The sequence below is a fragment of the Rhizobium sp. BK008 genome (assembly GCF_014197345.1).
GTDB classification, from domain to species: Bacteria; Pseudomonadota; Alphaproteobacteria; order Rhizobiales; family Rhizobiaceae; genus Rhizobium; species Rhizobium anhuiense.
Genome location: NZ_JACIFK010000001.1, coordinates 1,553,960 through 1,572,100, shown reverse-complemented (window position 1 = coordinate 1,572,100; position 18,141 = coordinate 1,553,960). Strand labels below are relative to the sequence as shown.

At 61.8% G+C, this 18,141-nt stretch carries 18 protein-coding genes; 17 read left to right on the top strand and 1 reads right to left on the bottom strand.

The features are described 5' to 3' along the window. Nucleotides 1–73 precede the first annotated feature (73 nt). From FHT69_RS07590 to FHT69_RS07540, 11 genes are all read left to right on the top strand, one after another. Complete coding sequence (locus tag FHT69_RS07590) at nucleotides 74–1,669, top strand: ABC transporter substrate-binding protein (protein ID WP_028758113.1); 1,596 nt, start codon at nucleotides 74–76, stop codon at nucleotides 1,667–1,669. Nucleotides 1,670–1,689: 20 nt separating this feature from the next. Next, complete coding sequence (locus tag FHT69_RS07585; RefSeq protein ID WP_028758114.1) at nucleotides 1,690–2,718, top strand: ABC transporter permease; 1,029 nt, start codon at nucleotides 1,690–1,692, stop codon at nucleotides 2,716–2,718. Next, the gene (locus FHT69_RS07580; RefSeq protein WP_183905144.1) at nucleotides 2,715–3,617 is read left to right on the top strand and encodes an ABC transporter permease; all 903 of its coding nucleotides are present in this window, start codon (nucleotides 2,715–2,717) and stop codon (nucleotides 3,615–3,617) included. The genes FHT69_RS07585 and FHT69_RS07580 overlap by 4 nt, the downstream gene beginning before the upstream one ends. Next, nucleotides 3,604–4,449: an ABC transporter ATP-binding protein gene (locus tag FHT69_RS07575; protein ID WP_097544429.1), complete on the top strand. Its 846-nt coding sequence runs from the start codon at nucleotides 3,604–3,606 to the stop codon at nucleotides 4,447–4,449. The genes FHT69_RS07580 and FHT69_RS07575 overlap by 14 nt, the downstream gene beginning before the upstream one ends. Continuing rightward, nucleotides 4,446–5,189, top strand: a complete 744-nt coding sequence (locus tag FHT69_RS07570; protein ID WP_183905143.1) for an ABC transporter ATP-binding protein — start codon at nucleotides 4,446–4,448, stop codon at nucleotides 5,187–5,189. The genes FHT69_RS07575 and FHT69_RS07570 overlap by 4 nt, the downstream gene beginning before the upstream one ends. 285 nt (nucleotides 5,190–5,474) lie before the next feature. Continuing rightward, entirely contained in the window at nucleotides 5,475–5,684 is a 210-nt protein-coding gene (locus tag FHT69_RS07565; RefSeq protein ID WP_003539563.1) for a hypothetical protein, read from the top strand. Between the two features lie 9 nt (nucleotides 5,685–5,693). Then, nucleotides 5,694–6,068, top strand: coding sequence for a GFA family protein (locus tag FHT69_RS07560; RefSeq protein WP_028757294.1), 375 nt, complete (start codon nucleotides 5,694–5,696; stop codon nucleotides 6,066–6,068). Between the two features lie 256 nt (nucleotides 6,069–6,324). Continuing rightward, nucleotides 6,325–7,617: an efflux RND transporter periplasmic adaptor subunit gene (locus tag FHT69_RS07555; protein ID WP_132574604.1), complete on the top strand. Its 1,293-nt coding sequence runs from the start codon at nucleotides 6,325–6,327 to the stop codon at nucleotides 7,615–7,617. 12 nt (nucleotides 7,618–7,629) lie between these two features. Continuing rightward, the gene (locus FHT69_RS07550; protein WP_097594530.1) at nucleotides 7,630–8,346 is read left to right on the top strand and encodes an ABC transporter ATP-binding protein; all 717 of its coding nucleotides are present in this window, start codon (nucleotides 7,630–7,632) and stop codon (nucleotides 8,344–8,346) included. After that, on the top strand, nucleotides 8,336–9,538 hold the full coding sequence (locus FHT69_RS07545) for an ABC transporter permease (RefSeq protein ID WP_132574602.1): 1,203 nt from the start codon (nucleotides 8,336–8,338) through the stop codon (nucleotides 9,536–9,538). The genes FHT69_RS07550 and FHT69_RS07545 overlap by 11 nt, the downstream gene beginning before the upstream one ends. 191 nt (nucleotides 9,539–9,729) lie before the next feature. After that, on the top strand, nucleotides 9,730–10,344 hold the full coding sequence (locus tag FHT69_RS07540; protein WP_183905142.1) for a GntR family transcriptional regulator: 615 nt from the start codon (nucleotides 9,730–9,732) through the stop codon (nucleotides 10,342–10,344). 51 nt (nucleotides 10,345–10,395) lie between these two features. On the opposite strand, the gene FHT69_RS07535 is transcribed toward FHT69_RS07540, so the two are convergent. Next, a complete protein-coding gene (locus FHT69_RS07535) occupies nucleotides 10,396–11,208 on the bottom strand; it encodes a ferredoxin--NADP reductase (RefSeq protein ID WP_028757433.1) in 813 nt (270 codons plus the stop codon). 366 nt (nucleotides 11,209–11,574) lie between these two features. Here FHT69_RS07535 and pcsA point away from each other — a divergent pair, with 366 nt between their 5' ends. The 6 genes from pcsA to FHT69_RS07505 are packed head-to-tail and all read left to right on the top strand — an operon-like array spanning nucleotide 11,575 to nucleotide 18,023. Then, nucleotides 11,575–12,303 carry a phosphatidylcholine synthase gene (pcsA, locus tag FHT69_RS07530; protein ID WP_097594526.1) on the top strand — a complete coding sequence of 243 codons (729 nt, stop codon included), beginning with the start codon at nucleotides 11,575–11,577 and terminating at the stop codon, nucleotides 12,301–12,303. 9 nt (nucleotides 12,304–12,312) lie between these two features. Next, nucleotides 12,313–13,293, top strand: a complete 981-nt coding sequence (locus FHT69_RS07525; protein ID WP_183905141.1) for a quinone oxidoreductase — start codon at nucleotides 12,313–12,315, stop codon at nucleotides 13,291–13,293. Nucleotides 13,294–13,332: 39 nt separating this feature from the next. Continuing rightward, entirely contained in the window at nucleotides 13,333–14,901 is a 1,569-nt protein-coding gene (locus FHT69_RS07520; RefSeq protein ID WP_183905140.1) for an ABC transporter ATP-binding protein, read from the top strand. Continuing rightward, complete coding sequence (locus FHT69_RS07515) at nucleotides 14,891–15,976, top strand: ABC transporter permease (RefSeq protein ID WP_183905139.1); 1,086 nt, start codon at nucleotides 14,891–14,893, stop codon at nucleotides 15,974–15,976. The genes FHT69_RS07520 and FHT69_RS07515 overlap by 11 nt, the downstream gene beginning before the upstream one ends. Next, nucleotides 15,973–16,893 carry an ABC transporter permease gene (locus FHT69_RS07510; protein ID WP_063475568.1) on the top strand — a complete coding sequence of 307 codons (921 nt, stop codon included), beginning with the start codon at nucleotides 15,973–15,975 and terminating at the stop codon, nucleotides 16,891–16,893. Before FHT69_RS07515 ends, FHT69_RS07510 begins: the two co-directional genes overlap by 4 nt. 53 nt (nucleotides 16,894–16,946) lie before the next feature. Next, complete coding sequence (locus FHT69_RS07505) at nucleotides 16,947–18,023, top strand: BMP family ABC transporter substrate-binding protein (protein ID WP_047615813.1); 1,077 nt, start codon at nucleotides 16,947–16,949, stop codon at nucleotides 18,021–18,023. The last annotated feature ends 118 nt before the right edge of the window (nucleotides 18,024–18,141 follow it).

The following is an 18,141-nucleotide window of genomic DNA, read 5'->3' as shown; positions in this document are numbered from 1 at the left end:
GACTTCGATAAATCATAATACGACATACGGGCGACATAATATGTCTCTTATAGTAGTCTAGGGAGGACTGACAATGAAGCATTTTTCTAAGGGCTTGTTCGTCGGCGCCGTGATCGGCGCCCTGACGATATCAGCACCGCAGCTATACGCCGCCACGCCGAAGGATCAGCTGGTGATCGGGACATCGCTGGCGCAGGTTCTGTCCCTCGACCCGCATCAGGCGACCGAGGGAAAAGCGGTCGAGATCATGTCGAATCTCTACGACCGGCTGGTCAACAGCACGCCGGATGGCAAGATCGTGCCGCAGCTGGCCGAAAGCTGGAAGGTTGACGACAAGGGCATCACCTTCACGCTGCGCCAAGCCAATTTCGCCACCGGCAATCCGGTAACGTCAAAAGATGTCGTCTATTCGCTGGGACGGCTCTTGAAGCTCGACCAGGCAGCCGCCGCCAACCTCAAGCGCATCGGCTATGACAAGGACAATATCGACAAGCTCGTCACGGCAGTCGACGACAAGACGGTCCGCGTCGATTTTTCCGGCCAGGTGACGGCCGAGATGCTGCTCTACCGGCTCACGACCTCGACCACCAGTGTCGTCGATAGCGTCGAAGTGCAGAAGCATGTCGCCGACAATGACTGGGGAAATGCCTGGATGCGCACGCATTCGGCCGGCTCCGGTCCGTTCACGCTCAATCGCTGGTCTCCGAACGAACTTGTTATTCTCGACGCCAACAAGGATTATGTGGCCGGCGCGCCGAAGATGAAGCGCGTCATCGTTCGGCATGTTCCGGAAAGCCAGGTCGAACGGCTGATGCTCGAACGCGGCGATATCGATATCGCCAGCGCGCTGACCGCATCCGATCTCGCGACCTTCAAGGACAAGCAGGGCTTTACGATCCAGCGGATTCCGACAGGCGGATTCTACGTGCTGTCGATGAATGCCGGCAACCAATACCTTTCCAACCCCAAGGTCCGCGAGGCCATTGCCTACGGCATCGACTATAAGGGCATCGAGAAGACGATCATGGGTCCTTACGGGCGGGCGAGAAACGTTCCCGTTCCGGAGAATTTCGAATATGCGATCGCCAATCCCGATTGGCATCTCGACGTCGAAAAGTCCAAGCAACTGTTGGCCGAAGCGGGGTTCAAGGACGGATTCTCGCTGACGCTGAAGACGATCGCGCAGACGCCGCGCATCGATCTTGCCACGGCCATCCAGGCATCGCTTGCCCAGGTCGGCATCAAGATCGATATCCAGCAGGGCAACGGCTCGGAAATCATCGCCGCCCACCGCGCCCGGGATTTCGATCTGCTGATCCCGCAGACCAGCGCCTATATGCCGAACGTGCTCGGCTCGATGGAGCAGTTCTCGTCCAATCCCGACAACTCGAAGGAAGCCAACAATGCCGGCAACTTCGTCTGGCGTTCGGCCTGGGACATTCCCGAACTGACGGCCCTGACCGCCAAGGCATCGATGGAGCCGGACCCGAAGAAGCGCGGCGAACTCTACGTGCAGATGCAGAAGATGTTCGTCGAACAGAAGCCGGCCGTGCTGCCGATGTTCGAGCGCTTCGAGCCGATCGTCCTGTCGAGCAAGGTCCAGGGATATATCGGGCATCCGACCCAGCTGACGCGTCTCGAGAACGTCACGAAGTCTGAAACCCAGTAATACTCCCGAGGCAGCCGATCATGAAGGAACTCTCCGTAGCCGAATTTGGCCGACGCCTGGCGCATTTGCTGGTCAGCCTGTTCATCCTCTTATGTGTGACCTTCGTGATCGGCCGCATCCTGCCCACCGATCCGGTCGGCGCGATCGTCGGCGAGCTCGCCGATCCCGCCGCTTATGCGGCGATGCGGGCGCGTCTCGGTCTCGATCTGCCGATCTACCAGCAGTTTTTCCTCTATCTGAACGGGTTGGCGCATGGTGATTTCGGCACCGCCGTCCTCACCGGCAATCCCGTCTCTTCGGACCTTGCCCAGGCGTTTCCGGCGACATTCGAACTGGCGACGCTGGCGGTAATCATCTCCACTTTCGTCGGCGTCCCGCTCGGACTGGTCGCCGCACTGTTTCGCGACAGCTTCATCGACAAGACGGCCCGCGTGCTTGCGCTCGTCGGTCATTCGATCCCGGTCTTCTGGTTCGGCATCGTCGGGCTCGTCATCTTCTATGCGGGCCTCAATTGGGTCGGCGGGCCGGGCAGGATCGATGTCTTCTACGAAGGCCTCGTGACGCCACAAACCGGGCTGTTGCTGGTCGACAGCCTGCTGCAGGGCGAGACGGAAATCTTCTGGAATGCACTCGGCCATATCATTCTTCCCGCCATCATCCTTGCCTATGCGGCCATGGCCTACATCACCCGCATGACACGCAGCTTCACCCTGGAACAGTTGAGCCAGGATTATGTCATCGCCGCCCGTGCCAAGGGTGTGAGCCCCTTGGGCACGATCTGGCATCACGTCCTGCCGAACATTGCCGTGCAGCTGATCACCATCCTGGCCATTTCCTATGGTGGGCTGCTCGAAGGCGCTGTTGTCACCGAGATCGTCTTCTCCTGGCCGGGCATTGGGCAGTACATGACGAACGCGCTGATGATCGGCGACATGAACGCCGTCGTCGCCGGCACCATTATCGTTGGATTCATTTTCATGCTGTTGAACTTCTTCGCCGACGTCGCTTACGCCGTGTTTGATCCCCGTATGAGGGAGGCGGCCCGATGAGCGACGTTATCCGCAGCGAGATTCAGATCCGCCCTCCCAGTGTGTCGAGCCGCATGGCGGCGTCGCTGGCGCGCGCCGGCCGCAAATTGGCCCACGAGCCGCTTGGCCTTGCGGGGTTCGTCATCCTCGGTCTTCTCTGCTTCATCGCGATCTTCGCGCCGCTTCTGGCGCCTTATGATCCGGCCATACAGGCGCTGGGCGATGCCCTGCAACCGCCGAGCCTCGCGCATCTGGCGGGCACGGACGAATTCGGTCGCGATATCCTGAGCCGCCTCATCTTCGGCACGCGCATCACCATCCAGACCGTGCTTTCCATCTCCTTGATCGTCGGGCCGATCGGCCTGTTGATCGGCGTCGTTGCCGGTTTCTTCGGCGGACGCGTCGATGCGCTGCTGATGCGCGCCACCGATATCGTTCTCTCTTTCCCGTCGCTGATCCTGGCTCTGGCTTTTGCCGCGGCACTTGGCGCCGGCTTGACCACGGCCATCATCGCGATCTCGCTGACCGCATGGCCGCCGATTGCCAGGCTTGCGCGCGCCGAGGCCCTTGTCGTCAGAAACGCCGACTATGTGGTTGCCGCCCGCCTTTATGGCGCCTCGCCGAGCCGCATTCTTTTCCTCTATATCGCGCCCATGTGCGTTCCCTCCGTGATCGTTCGCCTGACGCTCAACATGGCGGGCATCATCCTGACGGCGGCGTCCCTCGGCTTCCTCGGTCTTGGCGCCCAGCCGCCGGCCCCCGAATGGGGCGCGATGATCTCCAGCGGCCGCAAGTTCATGCTCGATTATTGGTGGGTCGCCGTCATGCCGGGTATCGCCATCCTGCTCACCAGCCTTGCCTTCAACATCGCCGGAGATGCTCTGCGCGACATTCTGGATCCCCGCCATGCAAGATCGTGATCTCAAGCCCGTTCTTTCCGTCAAGGGGCTGAATGTCCGCTTCGGGCGAGGCGCCGTGCCCGCCGTTTCCAATGTCAGCTTCGACGTCGGCCGCGAACGCGTCGGCATCGTCGGCGAATCCGGTTCCGGCAAATCGACGACCGGTCGCGCCATCATGCGTCTTCTGCCGCCGGCCGCGGTGGTCTCGGCCGAACGCCTGGATCTTGCCGGCAGTCCTTTGCTGTCAAAGACCGAGCGTCAGATGGGCGCGCTTCGCGGCAAGGATATCGCGCTGATCATGCAGGATCCGCGCTATTCGCTGAACCCGGTGCTTTCGATCGGCAAGCAGATCGCCGAAGCCGCACGCCTTCACCTCGGTCTTCACAAGAAACAGGCGTTTGAGGCGGCCCGCGCCATGCTGGAGCGCGTCCGTATCAGCGACCCCGATCGGGTGATGGCGCTTTATCCCCACCAGATATCGGGCGGCATGGGCCAGCGGGTGATGATCGCCATGATGCTGCTGGCGCGGCCGAAGCTTGTCATCGCCGACGAACCGACCTCGGCTCTCGATGTCAGCGTCCGCAAGGACGTGCTGCTGCTGCTCGACGAACTGGTGCGCGAGAACAATTCCGGACTGCTCCTGATCAGCCACGATATTCGCATGGTGGCCGCCTTTTGCGAGCGCATCATCGTCATGTATGCCGGCCGGATCGTCGAAACCCTAACCAGCCTTGAGGACGCCCGCCACCCCTATACCCGCGGGCTGATAGCAGCGCTGCCCGATCCGAAGAACCCGGTTCGCCGGCTTGCGGTTCTCGACAGGGCGAAACTCGATCTGGAGACGGCGCAATGATCAATGTGCGTGACCTCGATGTCGTCTTTGCCTCCGGCAAATCAAGCAACCATGTCGTCAGGGGCATCAGTTTTCAGGTCGGCCAGGGGGAGACGCTCGGCATTGTCGGTGAATCCGGATGCGGCAAATCGACGGTGCTGCGCTGCCTCGCCGGGATGGAGTCCGGTTGGACCGGTCACATCGAGCTTGGCGGAAAACCGATCGGAAGAAAGCGCTCCCGCGAAGAGCTGAAATTCGCCCAGATGGTCTTTCAGGACCCTTACGGCTCTCTGCATCCGCGCCACCGGATCGGCACCGCGCTCGCCGAGCCACTGCGCGCCATGGGGCATTCCGATATCTGGTCGAAGGTCGAAAGAGCACTGGTCCAGGTCGGCTTGCCGGCGAGCTTCGCCAATCGTTTTCCGCATGAGCTTTCCGGCGGCCAAAGGCAACGCGTGGCGATCGCCCGGGCGCTGATCCTGTCGCCGCCCATCCTGCTGCTCGATGAGCCGACATCGGCGCTCGACGTCTCGATCCAGGCCGAAATCCTCAATCTGCTTGCCGATCAGCGCGAGGAAAAAGGACTGACCTATCTGCTTGTCAGCCACGACCTCGCGGTTATCGCGCATATGTGCGATCGGGTGCTGATCATGAAGAACGGCTGTTTCGTCGACGAGCTTACGAAGCAGGATCTGCAGGCCGGCGTCACCCATGATGCCTATGCGCGAGAACTGTTCGAGGCGAGCTTCATCGAGGCTTGATATTCCGCGAGCAGTGGGATGAGGAAACGGACCGGGCGGGTAGGGAACTCGTCTGCCATTTCGTTGGCCATCGGGAGAAAGCGGAAAAATCCCGATGTTCTCCGGCACCGCCGCGTCCGCTTGGCGCGGCCCGCAACCTCGGTCCGATAACCCACATATTGGCGAAAAGGTTCCAGGAAAACAACCGCATTCCCCCATGCCGGAAGCCTCGATGCGGCGCGCCGGCTCTTTCCAAATCGACGGGTCGCACTAGCTTAAAGGGGACGTGACGAAAAGGAGAAAACCATGACCGACGCACCGAATACGGCGACCCCGGCGCGGAGAGTGTTGCGTGGCCGCCCCTACAGCATCGGCGAGTTTGCCAGGAAATACCGGTTGGATGACAAGGAGGCAAAGCGCCTCTACGACAAGTTCGGCCCGTCGGCGACCGAACTCGACCTGTTGATGGCGGCGAAGCGGCGCCCGCCGGGCCTGCCGACCAATCTCGACGCCTGACGGCGCTTTATGAGGATCCGAACCGGAGGCTGCCTTTGCGGAGCGGTCGCCTACAGGGTGGAAGGCGAGCCGCTTCGCGTCGGCCTCTGCCACTGCGCCGATTGCCGCAAATCGAGCGGCTCCGCCTTTGTGTTCTTCGCGGTCTGGCCACGTCAGGCTTTTTTCCACAGCGGTGAGATCGCCACGTTCGCCGGCCGCAGCTTCTGCCCTGCTTGCGGCAGCCGGCTTTTCTGCCTCAGAGACGATGAGGCGGAGCTCCGCCTGGGCTCGCTCGACACGCCGCCGACCGACCTTGCGCCCGGCCATGAAGTCTGGATCAAGCGGCGTGAACCCTGGCTGCATCCTTTGCCCGGCGCCGGCCAATTTGTCGAGGATGCGAACTGACGGGCGCTAAAGCGCGTCGCGATCGACATCGCTTGCCGGGCTTTAGGTCTTGGGTTGGCCGCATGTCGTGATCGCAAAACCGCGGCACACATTGCGCGACATGCTCAGGCGCACCCAAAACTTGACTTTCCTTACCAATATTTCATTTCACCCATCCGCAATTCCGTGCCACTTCCGCGGCAACGCTAATCGCCGGTTCATCTGAGTTGTGATTATTTCACCGCAGAGGCCGCAAGCGGCACTGATCGAGGACAGCATGAACAAAATCGTAAGCGGCAGCGAAACCGGAGCAAAGACAGGTGAAGCGTCCGACCTCGCAGCGATCCTTGCCGCGTCGGGACGTCAGGGCAGGCGCAGCCGCTGGCGTCAGCGCCTGCTCATTCTTCTCCTCGTCATCGCCGCCGCCGCAGGTGCCGCTTATGTCTATATGGGCAGAGGGCAGAGTGAAGTGAGCTACGCCACCCAGCCGGCAAAACGCGGCGACTTGACCGTGCTTGTCACCGCCACCGGCTCGGTGCAGCCGACCGAGCAGGTGGATATATCGAGCGAGCTTTCCGGCACGGTTCGCGACGTCAATGTCGATTACAACAGCACGGTCAAATCAGGCGAGGTGCTCGCCCTTCTCGACACTAACAAGCTCGAGGCGGATGTGAAGAGTTCGCGCGCCAAGCTCAATTCGGCCAAGGCGAACGTCGTCAAGGCCAATGCCGACATGCAATCGGCGGGCACCTCGCTCGAGCGGTTGAAGAGCCTGGTCAGGAGCAATGTCTCCACCCAGCAGAGCCTCGACGACGCCACCTACAAATATGATTCCGCCGTTGCCGCCAAAGACATCAATGAGGCCGAAGTGCTGGCCTCGGAGGCCGACCTGCAGCTTGCCGAAGTCAATCTCGCCAAGGCGAAGATCATCTCGCCGATCGACGGCGTCATCCTCACCCGTTCGGTCAATCCGGGCGCTACCGTTGCCGCCTCGCTTTCGGCGCCGATCCTTTTCACCATTGCCGGCGACCTGAAGAAAATGGAGCTGCAGGTCGATGTCGACGAAGCCGATGTCGGCCAGATCGCCGTCGGCCAGAAGGCGAAGTTCACGGTTGACGCCTATCCCGACCGGACTTTTCCCGCCGAAATCGAGCAGATCCGCTTCGCCTCCGAAGTGGTCAATAATGTCGTGACCTACAAGGCGGTGCTGTCGGTCGACAATGCCGATCTGCTGCTGCGCCCCGGCATGACGGCGACGGCCGATGTCACCGTCGAGGCCGTCAAGGATACGCTGATGGTGCCGAACGCCGCGCTACGCTACGCCCCGGCGCAGGCCGAAAGGCGCGGCCGCGGCATTTTCGGTATCTTCGGCCCGCCACGCCAGCGCAACAACAATGCCGGTTCGGCGCTGACGGGCGCGCAGCGCCGCGTCTGGGTGCTGCGCAACGGCCACCCAGCGCCCGTTATCATCCAGGTCGGCTCATCCGACGGCCAGTTCACTCAGGTCGTCTCCGGCGACATCAAGCAGGACGACGCACTGGTGACCGACGCCACGACGCGTGCGAACTAGGCGGAGAGACGGATGGCAAGCCCGCCGCTCATCGAATTCAGGCAGGTCTCGAAAATCTACGGCGAGGGCGAGGCGGCGATCCGCGCGCTCGACCGCGTCGACCTGGCGATCAATGCCCATGAATTCGTTGCAATCATGGGTCCATCAGGCTCCGGCAAGTCGACGGCGATGAACATCCTCGGCTGCCTCGACGTGCCGACATCAGGCGACTACATCTTCCAAGGCATTCCGACCAGCGGCTTCGACCGCAGCCAGCTGACGCTGCTGCGCCGCCATATGCTGGGCTTCGTCTTCCAGGGTTTCAACCTCCTGTCGCGCACCTCGGCCGTCGAAAATGTCGAGCTGCCGCTGATCTATCGCGGCATGGCGGTGCGTGAGCGGCGCGAACGGGCCCGCGAAGCCCTGGCGCTGGTCGGCCTCACCGGCCGCGAACATCATAAGACCCAGGAACTGTCCGGCGGCCAGCAGCAGCGCGTCGCCATCGCCCGCGCCATCGTCACCGAGCCGGCGCTGCTTTTGGCCGACGAGCCCACGGGCAATCTCGATACCAAGACCAGCGTCGAGATCATGGACCTGATGACGCGGCTGAACCGCGAGCAGGGCATCACCATCGTCATGGTCACCCATGAGCCCGATATCGCCGGCTATGCCCAGCGGCTGCTGCGTTTCGTCGACGGCAAGCTGGAGACTGAGGTCGAGCACCGGAGGAGGGCGGATCATGTTCTTTGAGACGCTGAAGCTGGCGCTGCGGGCCATCAGCCGCAACATGCTGCGCTCCTTCCTGACCGTGCTCGGCGTCGTCATCGGCGTTGCCGCCGTCATCGCGCTGGTGACGATCGGCAACGGCACCACCGCGCAGGTCTCGACCGAACTGTCGCGGCTCGGCACCAATATGCTGTTCGTCCGTCCCGGCCAGTTCGGTCCCGGCCGGGCGAGCTCCGAGGCCAAGCGCTTCAGCATCAAGGACGTCGCGGCGATCCGCGACCAGATCGGCGGCCTGAGGGCTGTCGCGCCGCTCAACCAGTCCACGGCGACGGTGATTTTCGGCGGCCAAAACCATTCGACCAGCGTGTCGGGCACCACCAACGATTATTTCGTCGCCCAGGACTGGAATTTGGCGCTCGGCCGCACGTTCACTCCCGCCGAGGAACGCGGCCAGTCGCGCTGCATCATCGGCGAGACGGTGCGCTCGCAGCTCTTCGGCAGCGCCGACCCCACAGGCCAGCAGATCCGCGTCGGCAAGGTCTCATGCCCGGTGATCGGCGTGCTCGCCAAACGCGGCCAGTCCGGCATGGGCAACGATCAGGACGATGTCGTGATCATGCCGGTCAAGGTATTCCAGCGGCGCATCAGCGGCAGCTCCAACGTGCCGCAGATCATCATCTCGGCGCGCGATGGCGTCTCCACGGCCAAGGTGCAGTCCGATGTCGAAAATCTCCTGCGCGAGCGCCGCAAGATCGTGCCCGGCCGCCAGGACGATTTCAACGTCAACGACATGACGCAGATCGCCGAGGCGATGACCGGCACGACGACGCTGCTGACCGGCCTGCTCGGCGCCGTCGCCGCCATCAGCCTGCTCGTCGGCGGCATCGGCATCATGAACATCATGCTGGTCTCCGTCACCGAACGCACCCGCGAGATCGGCATTCGTCTCGCAATCGGCGCCCTGGAAAACCAGGTGCTCACCCAGTTCCTGGTCGAAGCCGTGGCGCTGTCGCTGTTCGGCGGCATCACCGGCATCGTGCTGGGGCTCAGCCTCGGCTTCGGCGCGGTGACGTTGCTGAAAGTGCCCTTCGTCTTCAGCCCGATGATGATCGCCGTCGCCTTCCTGTTCTCCGCGGCAATCGGCATGATCTTCGGCTATTTCCCGGCGAGAAGGGCAGCGCAGCTCAACCCCATCGAGGCGTTGCGGCACGAATAAATGCGTTGTGGGATGATGTGTCTCCACGCTAACGGAGGGTGGGGGAGGCGCTGGTATCGCAACACCATTCACCGAACTTCGCAGGCTCGCTATGTTATCTATCTGTCTCTATTCTGATATATCAGTCTGACTTGCCATCGGTTTTCGAGCGTGCGACTATGTGATATATCAGTAGGGCAACGGAACCAGGCATGCAGACTTTACAAAGCCATCTTGCCTATCTCGCGCTGGAGCATCTGATCGTGACGCTGGCGTTGAAGCCCGGCGCGCTTGTCACCGAAAAGCAGCTGATCGATATGGCGGGCCACGGGCGCACGCCGGTGCGTGAGGCCATCCAGAAGCTCGCCTGGCAGGGGCTGATCCTGGTGAAGCCGCGCGTCGGGCTGCAGGTCGCCAAGATCGCGACTGAGGATCATCGCAATGTCATGCAGGTGCGCCGCGAGCTGGAGCCGATCGCAGCAGGCTTGGCCGCCGAACATGCGAGCGACGAACAGCGCGCGCGTCTCGTCGACTGTGCCCGCGCCATGGACGAATGCACTGTGACGGGTGATCTCGCCGGATTTTTTGCCGCTGACAAGGCCTTCGACGAAATTCTCGAGGATGCCTGCCCAAACGGCTTCATCATGGCGGCGCTCGGCCCGGTACAGACGCATTCGCGCCGCCTCTGGTATTCCACCGCAAGCCCGGAGCGCATGGATCGCGCCATCGCGCTGCATGTCGCCGTCATCCAGGCCATCCATCAGGGCAGGCCGGACGAGGCGCGCGCCACCATGGCGACGCTGATCAATTATCTCAGCCAGGAATAGAAACGGCCCCGTTTCCGGAGCCGCTGTCTGATCGGATTGTCGGGAAAAATTTCAGCCGACGAAAGCGCGCTCGATGACGAACTCGGCGGGCTTGCTGTTGGCGCCTTCATCGAGGCCGGCCTTTTCGAGCAGTTCCTTGGTGTCCTTCAGCATCGCCGAGGAGCCGCAGATCATGCCGCGGTCGATTGCCGGGTCGAGCGGCGGTACGCCGAGATCGGTAAACAGCTTGCCGGAGGAGATCAGGTCGGTGATGCGGCCGCGATATTCGAAATCCTCGCGTGTGACGGTCGCATAGTGGCGCAGCTTGTCGCCGACGACTTCCTTCAGCAATTCGTCGTTCTGGATTTCGTGCACGAGGTCGAAGCCGTATTTCAGCTCGGCGACATCGCGGGTCGTATGGGTGAGGATGACTTCCTCGAACTTCTCATAGGTCTCGGGATCGCGGATCAGGCTGGCGAAAGGCGCAATGCCCGTTCCCGTCGAGAACATGTAGAGACGACGGCCGGGCGTCAGCGCGTCGAGCACCAGCGTGCCGGTCGGCTTCTTGCGCATCAGCACCTGGTCGCCCGGCTTGATCGCCTGCAGATGCGAAGTCAGCGGGCCGTCCGGCACCTTGATCGAGAAGAATTCAAGCTCTTCGGCCCAAGCTGGGCTGGCGATCGAATAGGCGCGGAAGACCGGCTTGCCCTCGACCATCAGGCCGATCATCGCGAATTCGCCGGAACGGAAACGGAAGCCCTGCGGCCGGGTCATCGTGAAGCGGAAGAGCCGGTCGGTGTAATGCGTCACAGCGAGCACCGTCTCGGCGTAAACGCCGGCGGGGATGGACGGGGCGAAGTCTTCGGTCTTTGCAGGCGCGTTCATTGCGGTAGAGGATCCCGTTTCGTCGGATGAACTGTCGGATGCGAGGCTGATATTACATATCGGGCCGGAATTAAAGGCATTCCATTCCATGCAGCGCCCATCAGAGGAAATATGCATGTCATTGTCAGGATTCAATGGCCACTAGGGGGCAAGCATGGGCGGGCGGGGAAAGTCGTATTTCCTGCTGGCGAAGCCCGGCAAAGGATGCATATTAGAGCGGCGCGCCGAAATGGATGCCGGTTTTTGGCAAAAACGGTGCGACAACAAAGACCTACGGCGTCGGAACCCTCAGCAACAGGTCCGGCAATGGTGGCGAAATAAAAAAGATGCTTGCCGGGGCGAGCGCGATAGGGCGGTCGGGGGAATATGAAGATTTTCAACTACAAGCGTGTTCCCTACGCGGAGATGCGCGCCTTTTCCGTCCATATCCTGACGGCATCCGGCTCCTTCCTTGCCTTTCTCGGCGTCGTTGCCGCCGCTGAGCATCGCTTCATCGACATGTTCTGGTGGCTGGGTCTCGCCCTTCTCGTCGACGGCATAGACGGGCCGATCGCCCGCAAGGTGCGCGTCAAGGAAGTGCTGCCCAACTGGTCGGGCGATACGCTCGACAATATCATCGATTACGTCACCTATGTGCTTCTGCCGGCCTTCGCGCTCTATCAGAGCGGCATGATCGGCGAGCCCTGGTCCTTCGTTGCCGCCGGCATGATCGTCGTCTCCAGCGCCATCTACTATGCCGATATGGGCATGAAGACGGATGAGTATTTCTTCTCCGGCTTCCCGGTCGTCTGGAACATGATCGTTTTCACGCTGTTCGTCATCGATGCCAGCGCGACGACCGCGCTTGCCGTCGTCATTATCTCGGTGGTGCTGACCTTCCTGCCGATCAATTTCCTGCATCCGGTCCGCGTCAAGAGACTGCGCCCGCTCAACCTCGGCGTCTTTTTCCTGTGGTCGGCACTCGGCATTTTTTCGCTGCTGATGCATTTCGACACGCCCGAATGGGCACTCGTTCTCTTTATCGTGACCGGGCTCTATCTTTACGTCATCGGCGCGGTGCTGCAATTCTTCCCCGCCCTTGGACGCGAAGCTTAGGATAGGCAGATGACCAAAACGCAGGCTGTTTCATTTTCGAGGACGGGCGGGCCGGAGGTTTTCGACTATGTCGAGATCGATCTCCCGCCGCCCTCGGCGGGCGAAGTGCAGATCAAGCAGGCGGCGGTCGGCCTCAATTTCATCGACGTCTATTTCCGCAATGGCAGCTACAAGGTGCCGCATCTACCCTTCGTCACCGGCAAGGAGGGCGCCGGCACCGTGACATCGGTCGGCCCCGGCGTCGAAGATTTCAAGGTTGGCGACCGCGTCGCCTATGCCAGCGCCGATGGCGCCTACAGCGCTGAGCGCAATATCGAAACGCGCCATCTGGTGCATGTGCCTGACGGCATCGCGCTCGAAACGGCAGCGGCGATGATGCTGAAGGGCATGACCGCCGAATATCTGTTGAACCGCACCTTCAAGGTCGGGCCGGAGACCGTCCTGCTGTTCCACGCCGCTGCCGGCGGCGTCGGCCTGATCGCCGGCCAATGGGCAAAGGCGCTCGGCGCCACCGTCATCGGCACGGCGGGCTCCGAAGACAAGATCGAGCTGGCGCTTGCCCATGGCTACGACCATGTGATCAACTATAAGAGCGACAATTTCGTCGACCGTGTCCGCGAAATCACCAGCGGCAAGGGCGTCGATGTCGTCTACGATTCGATCGGCCGTGATACTTTTCCACAGTCGCTTGACTGCCTGAAGCCGCGCGGTCTCTTTGCCTCCTTCGGCCAATCCTCCGGTCCGATCGAGAATTTCACCCTGGCGATGCTGGCGCAGAGGGGTTCGCTCTTTGCGACGCGGCCGACGCTCTTCACCTATATCGCCGCGCGCCGGGAACTGATCGACAGCGCCAAAGCGCTATTTGATATTGTGCAAAGCAACAAAGTGCGTATCAATATCAATCAAACTTATCCGCTGCGTGAGGTTGGGCGGGCTCACGCGGATCTGGAAACAAGAAAAACAACAGGAACGACGCTGCTGATTCCATGAGATCCGAACGGACCGGTTGGCAGAAGAAATGAGGGGAACGTGTCGCCATTGAATGTGCCGGATTCCGGTGCGTTATTATCGGTCCAGAAGCTGACGAAGTTCTTCGGAAGCTTTGCCGCCTGCAATGAAATCGATCTCGATATCGCGCCGGGCGAAATTCACGCGCTTCTCGGCGAAAATGGTGCAGGCAAATCCACTCTGGTGAAGATGCTGTTCGGCGTTCTCGAGCCGACGGGCGGGCATATCCTGTGGCAGGGCCAGCCGGTTGCGATCACCTCGCCGGGCGAAGCCCGCAAGCTCGGCATCGGCATGGTCTTCCAGCATTTTTCGCTGTTCGAGGCGCTGACGGTTGCCGAAAACATCGCGCTGTCGCTCGATGACGCCATCCCGATCGACCGGATCGCCGAGGAGGCGAGGGCGCTGTCGGTCGCCTACGGCCTGCCGCTCGATCCGCATGCCCATGTCGCCGATCTCTCGGTCGGCGAGCGCCAGCGCATCGAGATCGTCCGCGCGCTGCTGCAGAACCCGAAGCTGATCATCCTCGACGAGCCGACCTCGGTGCTGACGCCGCAGGAGGCCGACAAGCTGTTCGAGACGCTGTTCAAGCTGCGTGCCGAAGGGCGTTCTGTTCTTTATATCAGCCATCGTCTGGAAGAGGTGCAGCGCATCTGCGATCGCGCCACTGTGCTGCGTCATGGCCGAGTGACCGGCGCCTGCGATCCCAGGCAGGAAACGCCGGCATCGCTCGCCCGCATGATGGTCGGCAGCGAAGTGGCGACGGTGACCCACCCGGAACGCAGCGACAAAGGCGAGGTACAGCTTGCCGTCGCCAATCTTTCCGTCTCCGCCCGCACCCCCTTCGCCATGCCGCTGCGCGATGTGTCTATGGCGGTGCGCTCGGGTGAAATTCTCGCCATTGCCGGTGTCGCCGGCAACGGCCAGAGCGAACTCTTCGATGCATTGTCCGGTGAATATCCGGTCGCCGCTGCAGAGGCGATCGTCATCCGCAAAAAGCACGTGGGCAATCAGGGCATTACCGCCCGCCGTCTTCTCGGCGCCGGCTTCGTACCGGAGGAGCGTCACGGCCATGCCGCCGTCTCCGCCATGAAACTCTCGGATAATCTCGTCCTTGCCCGCAGCCAGTCTGACCGCAAGGCGTTTTTGGGCCTGCTCGGCATCATCCGCCACGCTGCGGTGAAATCTGCCGCACGGCGCATTTCCGAGGCCATGGATGTCCGCAAGAGCGGCGATGATCCTGCCGCCGGCTCCTTATCAGGCGGCAATCTGCAGAAATTCATCGTCGGCCGCGAGCTCGACCGCCAGCCGGCGGTTCTCGTCGTCAACCAGCCGACCTGGGGCGTCGATGCCGGGGCGGCAAGCCGCATCCGCCAGGCCCTGGTCGATCTCGCAAGAAACGGCTCAGCCGTCGTCGTCATCAGCCAGGATCTCGACGAGATTTTCGAAGTGGCGACCGATATCGCCGTCATCTCCGAGGGCCGTCTTTCCCGCCCGTTCCCGGCGGGCGAACTGACGCGTGAAAAGATCGGCCTGCTGATGGGCGGCCTGCACGAGAGCAGCTCTGTACCCGAGGCGCCCCATGCGCATTGAACTTGAAAAACGCCCCGACGTCTCGAAGCTCTACGCTTTCGTCTCGCCGCTCCTGGCCCTTGTCCTGACGCTGGCCTTTGGCGCCATCATGTTCGCCATGCTCGGCAAGGACCCGGTCGAGGCCCTCGACGCCTTCTTCATCGAGCCGCTGCTCGAGGTCTGGTCGCTGCACGAATTGGCGATCAAGGCCGCTCCGCTGATCCTGATCGCCGTCGGCCTTGCCGTCTGTTACCGCTCGAACAATTGGAATATCGGCGCCGAAGGCCAGTTCACCGTCGGCGCCATCACCGGTTCCTATCTGCCGATCGTCTTCTACGACTGGCATTCGCCGCTGGTGCTGCCGCTGATGCTGATCCTTGGCGCACTCGGCGGTGCGCTCTTCGCTGCCATTCCGGCGCTGCTGAAGGCGCATTTCAACACCAATGAGATCCTGACATCGCTGATGCTGGTCTATATCGCCCAGCTCTTCCTCGACTGGCTGATCCGCGGCGCCTGGCGCGATCCGAAGGGCTTCAATTTTCCGGTCTCGCGTGATTTCGCACCGGAAGCGGTGCTGCCGGCGATCTGGGAAGAATCTGGCCGCGCCCATTGGGCCTTCATCTTCGCCATCATTGCGGCGATCGGCGTCTGGTTCATGCTGCGCTATACGCTGAAAGGTTTCGAAATCGTCGTGCTCGGCCAATCCGAGCGGGCAGGGCGCTTTGCCGGCTTTTCGTCGAAGAAGATGATCTGGTTCAGCTTTCTCTTTTCGGGCGCGCTGGCCGGCCTTGCCGGCATCAGTGAGGTCTCAGGCTCGATCGGCCATCTGCAGCCGGCAATCTCGCCGGGCTACGGCTTCACCGCCATCATCGTCGCCTTCCTCGGCCGCCTCAATCCGCTCGGCATCATCGCATCCGGCCTGGTGCTGGCGCTGACCTATCTCGGCGGCGAGGCAGCACAGCTTTCGCTCGGCGTTTCCGACAAGGTCACCCGCGTCTTCCAGGGGCTGCTGCTGTTCTTCGTGCTCTCCTGCGATACGCTGATCTATTACAAAATCCGCATTGTCTGGTCGCGGTTAAGGGGTGGGGCGGCATGAGCATCTTCGAAGCCATTCTGCTGACAGTCATCACCGCCTCGACGCCGCTCGTCATCGCGGCACTCGGCGAACTCGTGACCGAGCGCTCCGGCGTTCTCAATCTCGGTGTCGAGGGCATGATGATCATGGGCGCGGTTGCCGCATTTGCCGGTGCGCAGAACTCGGGCTCGCCCTATATCGGCATTGTCTGCGGCATTGCGGCGGGTGCGCTGTTTTCTCTCCTGTTCGCCTTCCTGACGCTGACGCTGGTGGCAAACCAGGTGGCGACCGGGCTGGCGCTCACCCTACTCGGCCTCGGCGCATCCGGCATGCTCGGCGAAGCCTATGTCAGCGTGCCCGGCATCCGGCTTGGAGAGATCGTCATTCCCGTCCTGTCGGATATTCCGGTCGTCGGCCACGTTCTCTTCAGCCAGGATCTGATCTTCTACCTGTCGATCGCGCTTGTGGTTGGCGTCAGCTGGTTCCTGTTTCGCAGCCGGACCGGGCTGAAGCTCAGGGCGATCGGCGACAATCACGGTTCGGCCCATGCGCTCGGCATTCACGTCATCCGCACGCGCTACCTGGCGGTGATGTTCGGGGGCGCCTGCGCCGGTCTTGCCGGCGCGCAGCTTTCGCTGGTTTACACACCGCAATGGGCGGAGAACATGTCGGCCGGCCGCGGCTGGATCACTCTGGCGCTGGTGGTCTTCGCCTCTTGGCGGCCATGGCGGGTCTTTGCCGGCGGCTATCTCTTCGGCGCGGTCACCATCCTGCAGCTTCACGCGCAGGCCTTCGGTCTCGGCATTCCCTCGCAATTCCTCTCGATGCTGCCCTATGCCGCGACTATTGTGGTTCTCATCATCATTTCCCATAATCGGCGTACGACGTTGATCAACACGCCCGCGTCGCTCGGAAAAGCCTTCGTACCGGAGCGATAAAGCAACAACACAAGACGGGTTTCCGGAATAACTTCAAACCAACAGGGGTCACCATGAAGAAGTTCGCATTCGCCCTTGCCGCCTCGGCTGCCGCCGTGATTGGCATCTCTTCCGCCGCTCAGGCCGCTGACAAGACGAAGATCTGCTTCGTCTATGTCGGTTCGCATACCGACGGCGGTTATTCGCAGGCCCACGATCTCGGCCGTCAGCAGGTCCAGGCCGAGTTCGGCGACAAGATCGAAACGCCTTACCTCGAAAACGTGCCGGAAGGCCCGGATGCCGAGCGCGCCATCGAGCGCCTTGCCCGTTCCGGCTGCAAGCTGATCTTCACGACGTCCTTCGGCTTCATGGATGCGACGGTCAAGGTCGCCGCCAAGTTCCCTGACGTCAAGTTCGAGCACGGCACCGGCTACAAGTCCGGCCCGAATCTGGCGACCTACAACTCGCGCTTCTACGAGGGCCGCTACATCCTCGGCCAGATCGCCGCGAAGACCTCGAAGAATCACGGGGCGGCCTACATCGCCTCCTTCCCGATTCCTGAAGTCGTGATGGGCATCAACTCCTTCGAGCAGGGCGCCAAGTCGATCGATCCGAGCTTCAAGCTGAAGGTCATCTGGGTCAACACCTGGTTCGACCCCGGCAAGGAAGCCGATGCCGCCAAGGCGATGATCGACCAGGGCGTCGACGTTCTGACCCAGCACACCGATACGACTGCGCCGATGCAGGTTGCCGAAGAGCGCGGCATCCACGCCTTCGGTCAGGCGTCGGACATGATCGCAGCAGGCCCGAAGGCGCAGCTGACGGCGATCGTCGATACCTGGGGTACCTATTACTCCAAGCGCGTTCACGCGCTTCTGGACGGCACCTGGAAGTCCGAGCAGAGCTGGGATGGCCTGAAGGACGGCATCCTGAAGATGGCGCCGTACACGAACATGCCTGACGACGTGAAGAAGATGGCCGAGGAGACCGAAGCCAAGATCAAGTCCGGCGAACTGCATCCCTTCACCGGCCCTATCAACAAGCAGGACGGCACACCTTGGCTGAAGGCCGGCGAAAAGGCCGACGACGGTACGCTGCTCGGCATGAACTTCTACGTCGAAGGCGTCGACGACAAGCTGCCCGCGCAATAAGCCGCATTCAATTCGCAGTTGCGAAGGGCGCCCCCTGTGGGCGCTCTTTTTTTGCTGCAGCGCATCCCAAGATTCCGATTTACAAAAGTAATACTATATGATTTTTTGACCCTGCGCC

Coding starts and splice junctions, on each gene's coding strand:
- FHT69_RS07560 (WP_028757294.1), top strand. CDS start 5,694: ATGAGGATCCGAACCGGAGGCTGCCTTTGCGGAGCGGTCGCCTACAGG.
- FHT69_RS07505 (WP_047615813.1), top strand. CDS start 16,947: ATGAAGAAGTTCGCATTCGCCCTTGCCGCCTCGGCTGCCGCCGTGATT.
- FHT69_RS07525 (WP_183905141.1), top strand. CDS start 12,313: ATGACCAAAACGCAGGCTGTTTCATTTTCGAGGACGGGCGGGCCGGAG.
- FHT69_RS07570 (WP_183905143.1), top strand. CDS start 4,446: ATGATCAATGTGCGTGACCTCGATGTCGTCTTTGCCTCCGGCAAATCA.
- FHT69_RS07510 (WP_063475568.1), top strand. CDS start 15,973: ATGAGCATCTTCGAAGCCATTCTGCTGACAGTCATCACCGCCTCGACG.
- FHT69_RS07555 (WP_132574604.1), top strand. CDS start 6,325: ATGAACAAAATCGTAAGCGGCAGCGAAACCGGAGCAAAGACAGGTGAA.
- FHT69_RS07580 (WP_183905144.1), top strand. CDS start 2,715: ATGAGCGACGTTATCCGCAGCGAGATTCAGATCCGCCCTCCCAGTGTG.
- pcsA (WP_097594526.1), top strand. CDS start 11,575: ATGAAGATTTTCAACTACAAGCGTGTTCCCTACGCGGAGATGCGCGCC.
- FHT69_RS07585 (WP_028758114.1), top strand. CDS start 1,690: ATGAAGGAACTCTCCGTAGCCGAATTTGGCCGACGCCTGGCGCATTTG.
- FHT69_RS07545 (WP_132574602.1), top strand. CDS start 8,336: ATGTTCTTTGAGACGCTGAAGCTGGCGCTGCGGGCCATCAGCCGCAAC.
- FHT69_RS07590 (WP_028758113.1), top strand. CDS start 74: ATGAAGCATTTTTCTAAGGGCTTGTTCGTCGGCGCCGTGATCGGCGCC.
- FHT69_RS07575 (WP_097544429.1), top strand. CDS start 3,604: ATGCAAGATCGTGATCTCAAGCCCGTTCTTTCCGTCAAGGGGCTGAAT.
- FHT69_RS07540 (WP_183905142.1), top strand. CDS start 9,730: ATGCAGACTTTACAAAGCCATCTTGCCTATCTCGCGCTGGAGCATCTG.
- FHT69_RS07565 (WP_003539563.1), top strand. CDS start 5,475: ATGACCGACGCACCGAATACGGCGACCCCGGCGCGGAGAGTGTTGCGT.
- FHT69_RS07550 (WP_097594530.1), top strand. CDS start 7,630: ATGGCAAGCCCGCCGCTCATCGAATTCAGGCAGGTCTCGAAAATCTAC.
- FHT69_RS07535 (WP_028757433.1), bottom strand. CDS start 11,208: ATGAACGCGCCTGCAAAGACCGAAGACTTCGCCCCGTCCATCCCCGCC.
- FHT69_RS07515 (WP_183905139.1), top strand. CDS start 14,891: ATGCGCATTGAACTTGAAAAACGCCCCGACGTCTCGAAGCTCTACGCT.